The 4,973-nt window shown below is 32.2% G+C and carries 5 protein-coding genes and 1 tRNA gene; 2 read left to right on the forward strand and 4 right to left on the reverse strand.

What is annotated here, in order from left to right; translation table 11 throughout:
• The first annotated feature begins 665 nt into the window (after nt 1-665).
• Together IAI10_RS24280 and IAI10_RS24285 are read left to right on the forward strand one after the other, a co-directional pair.
• Nucleotides 666-739: transfer RNA gene (locus tag IAI10_RS24280), tRNA-Arg, on the forward strand.
• Nucleotides 740-1,005: 266 nt separating this feature from the next.
• Nucleotides 1,006-1,497, forward strand: a complete 492-nt coding sequence (locus IAI10_RS24285; protein WP_315675896.1) for a DUF3888 domain-containing protein — start codon at nt 1,006-1,008, stop codon at nt 1,495-1,497.
• 170 nt (nt 1,498-1,667) lie between these two features.
• Here IAI10_RS24285 and IAI10_RS24290 read toward each other — a convergent pair whose 3' ends face one another.
• The 4 genes from IAI10_RS24290 to IAI10_RS24305 form a co-directional block, all read right to left on the reverse strand.
• On the reverse strand, nt 1,668-2,264 hold the full coding sequence (locus IAI10_RS24290) for a CPCC family cysteine-rich protein (protein WP_315675900.1): 597 nt from the start codon (nt 2,262-2,264) through the stop codon (nt 1,668-1,670).
• A 123-nt stretch (nt 2,265-2,387) separates the two neighbouring features.
• The gene (locus tag IAI10_RS24295) at nt 2,388-2,810 is read right to left on the reverse strand and encodes a VOC family protein (RefSeq protein ID WP_315675897.1); all 423 of its coding nucleotides are present in this window, start codon (nt 2,808-2,810) and stop codon (nt 2,388-2,390) included.
• 12 nt (nt 2,811-2,822) lie between these two features.
• Nucleotides 2,823-3,716, reverse strand: coding sequence for an alpha/beta hydrolase (locus IAI10_RS24300; protein WP_315675898.1), 894 nt, complete (start codon nt 3,714-3,716; stop codon nt 2,823-2,825).
• 174 nt (nt 3,717-3,890) lie between these two features.
• The gene (locus tag IAI10_RS24305; RefSeq protein ID WP_315675899.1) at nt 3,891-4,337 is read right to left on the reverse strand and encodes an HIT family protein; all 447 of its coding nucleotides are present in this window, start codon (nt 4,335-4,337) and stop codon (nt 3,891-3,893) included.
• Nucleotides 4,338-4,973 lie beyond the last annotated feature (636 nt).

The following is a 4,973-nucleotide window of genomic DNA, read 5'->3' on the forward strand; positions in this document are numbered from 1 at the left end:
AACGATATCTTACAAATGCTATTTACATTTGTAAAATCTGCTGGATTTACCTTATATCAAAGAATTGATATTTTTCCTTCTGTTCAATTTTCAAAGACCTTGCTGTATTCACACAGCTTTCATATATTATCATGTTAATGATAATCTGTCAACAATTTTTTTCAAGTATTTTTATTGATTTAGTATTTTCTACTTTTCAATTTTTATACTTGTCAGTTGCGACTTAGATATAGTACCACGGCTCAATATATGTTTGTATATTATTTATGTTCATATTTTTATTTTAATCTGCTTATACTTTCTTTTTCTACTTTTTTCGATATTTTTAGCATATTGATACACCAGGTTGTGTTTTAATCGGGACAGTCAATCAATTTATGCAGTAGCTATGGCTATTGACTGTCCCGGAGAGTACTGAGTTAATTAGCTTATAAATAAGAAAAGTTATTCCCTTCTTTTGTTTTAAAAGAAAATTTGTTTGAGAAAACTCCGGGACAGGTCTTCGCTCCGAAGCTTGAGCTCCTTGTAAAGACCTGTCCCATTAAAAAGTCAAACAGTGCCTATGGCTATCGACTGTCCAGTAAAGTAATATTTATTCCAGACAATTCAAATACTTGTTTTTGGGAATAATTTGTTTTATAATATAAGTCGTGTTAATTTTATATGCACTAGTAGCTCAGTTGGATAGAGTTACGGACTTCGAATCCGGAGGTCGCAGGTTCGACTCCTGTCTGGTGCACTCTCTAAGCTTCACAAATGCTATGTTTGTGGAGCTTTCGCTTTTTCTTTAAAACATGTTTTGCCATCTTTTTTGCCCCTTATAGAATTTTATTTTTAGCGGAGAGATTTTAAAATCTGATTATTATTGAGCTTTCTGACCTAATTTTGAATTATTAACTTAGTAAGCTGCATCCTTTTAACACCATTAAATTCATTTATTTCCACACATTTACTATCTTTTTTATGGAGAAAATAGATAAATAAATTTCGCATGGAGGTTGCTAAATGAAACAGATTTTTAAGACTCTCTTAATATTTTTTCTAATAATTGTTTTCATGGGATATAATAGCGCTTCACATAAATCAAGCAGTTCATTAATTGACGAGGAGGCCCAATTTACTAACAAATATTGCGATTCCGTATCACTTGAAGAGAGTTCAAAAGAACAAGTCATGGGTTGGATAATCATAAATCTCTTATCTCAATATATACATAAACCTTTGAGGGATTATTATGGTGGGGATGTTCCTTATTGGATAACCACACCTACTTCACAGATATTACAAGCAAGCTATATAAATGAGAAATCATATTTTACTCTTAAATTTCAAGTAGAGCCTTATCTTGGTGCTCATAATCCAATAGGCTTAGATGATTTTACCTTTAAAATAGATGAGGTTAATGATAAAATTACACTTGAAAGATATGAGCATATTAAAAGTTTCAAAATACCTGAGCATGTTAAAAATCAGCACCTAGATTTAAATCTCAAATAATATAATTAATTGCCAACCTTAATTCACTCTATTTTTTATTATGGCCATTTTTTAAAAGAATGTTGATAAAGGAGTTTTTAGTAAAGGGATTCTAACGATAATATCAACATTTAAAACAAAGCCTTTATTATTGATTCGTAGAAAAAGAATATTGTTCACGATATCAAAAGTTATTTCTTTTTAAATAATGCTGTCCACATAAAACCTAAGCCTTGTAAAGTACCTTCTATTCCCTCTTTATATTTTTTTATCTCTACAACTTCAAAGTCTTTACAAAATATTTGCTCAAGTTTTTCCTTGGTAAAGGCAACGCCTACACGGTGTTTTTCATAATACTCCCAGTCTGTAACTTCATCTGCACATTTTTCTCCCCAAGCAAAACATGTTAGACCAAAGTAAGAACCTTGCTTTAATGAACTTCTTAATAGTTCCACATATGAAATTCTTCTGTGGGGAGGTAAGCGATGAAAGCAACCACTATCATATATAAAGTCATATGCTCTGCTATCTAATTCAAAAATTGATTTATAGATAAAATTAATACTACAATTGTTGTTTTCGGCAAATATCCTAGCGTTAGCAATTGCTGATTCAGATAAATCTACTGCTGTTATATTACAGCCTAACTTAGCCTTTCTTACATTGGCAATCATTTTCCGTTCACATGCTCCAAATTTCAAGAAATTATCTTCAGCTTGTATTAAACCAACATGATTAGCATCGCCTTCATATTTTGGATTATACTTCCAAAAATAGATTTCACAAATATCAAAATTTCTATCATATTTTTAATCAAAGGTATCGTACCCACAGCATCATTTATGTATCATATCTAATCTCCTTCGAATTGTAAAATACTCTATACTTCAAACGTATCTATAAATTGGAATTTATTTAACTCTTTTGAGTATTGGATGATTTTCATTGAATTCAACTAAATCCCATAAATTTCCGTATAAATCTTTAAATACTGCAACCGTTCCATAATCCTGTTCTTTAGGTTCTCTAACAAATTCTATTCCTATTTTTCTCATTTCATTATAATCACGCCCAAAATCATCAGTTTCTAAGAAAAGAAAAACTCTTCCCCCTGCTTGATTTCCTATGAAAGGCTCTTGTTCTGGCTTAGATGCTCTTGCAAGTAATATTGTTGTTCCATTTGAACCTGGTGGAGATACTACCACCCATCTTTTTTCTTGCTCGGGTTGATATGTATCTTCTACTAATGTAAAATGAAGTTTCTTTGTGTAAAACTCGATTGCTTCATCATAGTCTTGTACTACTAAAGCAATATGTACAATTGATTGAATCATTATTTTTCCCCCTTAACATGAATGATACGTGTCGTTTATCTGACTAGCAATAGCTTCTACTATGCATTTCCATGCTCCCTTAGGCATGTCATGGCCCATTCCTTCGATCAAAAGTAATTTAGCATTAGGTATTGTGCGTGCTGTATCTTTTCCTGCTTCAACAGGAAATAACACATCTTCAGTTCCATGGATTACCAGCGTAGGAGTTGTTAGTAATGAAAGGTGTTGCCTCCTATCCCCATTAGCAACCAACGCTGCATTTTGGCGTACAGATCCTTGTGGATAATAAGAACGATCATAGCTTTCTTCACAATACCGCCTTGCACGTTCTTCTTCAAAAGGAAATCCCTTACTCCAAATATTTTTCCACATATGTAAAGTATAATCAATATATGCATCCCGCCCAGTTGGAGGTGTTGCTGTAACAATCGCCAATGTTTCTGGTGATATTTGCGGATTATTCGGATTACCTGTGGATGACATAATAGAAATTAAACTACATATACGCGAAGGATGCCTATAGGCAAAAACCTGAGCAATCGTGCCTCCCATAGAAGCACCACAGATGTGAGCCTTCTCTATTCCCAACGCATCTAGCAAACCAGCCACATCATCAGCCATATCTTCCAATGTATATGCTGTCTCAATTGGTTTTCTCTCTTGCGCTGCCTGGTATATCCTTTTCATGTCAGGAATACCAGCCGCATCGAATTTTGTAGACAATCCCGCATCGCGGTTATCAAAGCGTATAACTTGCAAATTATCCTTTGCAAGCATTTCACAAAAATCTGGTTCCCAAAAATTTAGCTGAGCACCATTTCCTGCAATAAGCACTATTGTAGGATTTGTCTTATTCCCAAAAATTTCATATTCAATTTGTATGCCATTTGCCTTTATGTGTGCCATAACATATATCCCCCTTAGTATTTTTATATTGATACCTTCTTAATCATGAACGCATCACTAAAACCTACATAAATTACTATTTATATAACTAACCATTAAACTAGAAAGAACCTATTCACATTTTAGTACATCAATTAAGAATATCACGTATCACTCAATTACTTCGCTTAATCCTTATTTTGGACATAGACGCATAATTTCATTTTTAATCATTTCTTTCAATTCTTTTCTCTCCTCCTCATTCGGTCTTGTAGATTCATCAAACAATTCCTCGTTTGACAATTGATATACCGAACTAATTTTAGGAGTATCACCTTTTACTCTCGGATATAAGTGCCAATGAATATGAGAACATCCATTTCCAAGTAATTCATAATTCATCTTATCAGGCTTAAATATATTAGAAACAGCCTCTGCTACTATAGACATTTCTTCAAGATGTTTAATTTTAAAAGAATGTTCTAAGTTATGTAATTCAGGCCCATGTTCTTTACAATTGAAAACCGTATAGCCTTTAAACCTCTGAAACCATCCTAAAATTACGTATCCTGTTTCAAGTTCTATAATAAAATATGGGTCATCCTTAATGCTTTTTTGCTTTTCGCACATTTTACAACTCATCCTATAACCTCCTACAAAAATATTAATTATCTTCAGTTCACACTATTTTACAATTACCATATAAGATTAGGATGATTATAACATATCTTACATACATTATCATACGTTATAGCCAAATTATATTTAATAGATATATAGAGCCACCTATCTTCTCATTAGGATAGAAGGCAAAATGGACAGCTGAAAATCCTATGAGCCTTCAGTCAACTATTCTATCAATACTAATGAATACTATTACAGCTTTAAACATATTAAGCAGTTTAGTCAGAGATTTAAATGGCCAATTAAGTGCTCAGCTGATGGAGATTTATTTTACTTTGATGCTGAGGCCCTTACAAGGATAATTAACTTTAAAGAAAGAGCGCAGTATTTATTGAAGTGTATACATTAAAATGAATTTCATGTTATAATTTAACAAACAATCAAACTATAATTTAATACATATTCTCAAGCTGTTTAAAATTAACTATGGAATAAATTATTAAGTAGGAGAAGGAATAATCGCATATGGATAATAATACTATTGTAACCGTAAAAAAATTAACGCCTAGAAGGTTAAAATCAGTTTTGATAAAATAACAGATATTAATTAACTAGGGAGGTTATGTACATGCAAAAAGGTTCACAGGATAACAA

Source organism: Clostridium sp. 19966 (assembly GCF_032335695.1).
In the GTDB taxonomy this organism is placed as follows: Bacteria; Bacillota; Clostridia; order Clostridiales; family Clostridiaceae; genus JACTOJ01.

What these genes read in the sequence shown, in the direction of transcription:
- IAI10_RS24295 (WP_315675897.1), bottom strand. Translation starts at nt 2,810, where the DNA reads ATGATTCAATCAATTGTACATATTGCTTTAGTAGTACAAGACTATGAT.
- IAI10_RS24305 (WP_315675899.1), bottom strand. Translation starts at nt 4,337, where the DNA reads ATGAGTTGTAAAATGTGCGAAAAGCAAAAAAGCATTAAGGATGACCCA.
- IAI10_RS24285 (WP_315675896.1), top strand. Translation starts at nt 1,006, where the DNA reads ATGAAACAGATTTTTAAGACTCTCTTAATATTTTTTCTAATAATTGTT.
- IAI10_RS24300 (WP_315675898.1), bottom strand. Translation starts at nt 3,716, where the DNA reads ATGGCACACATAAAGGCAAATGGCATACAAATTGAATATGAAATTTTT.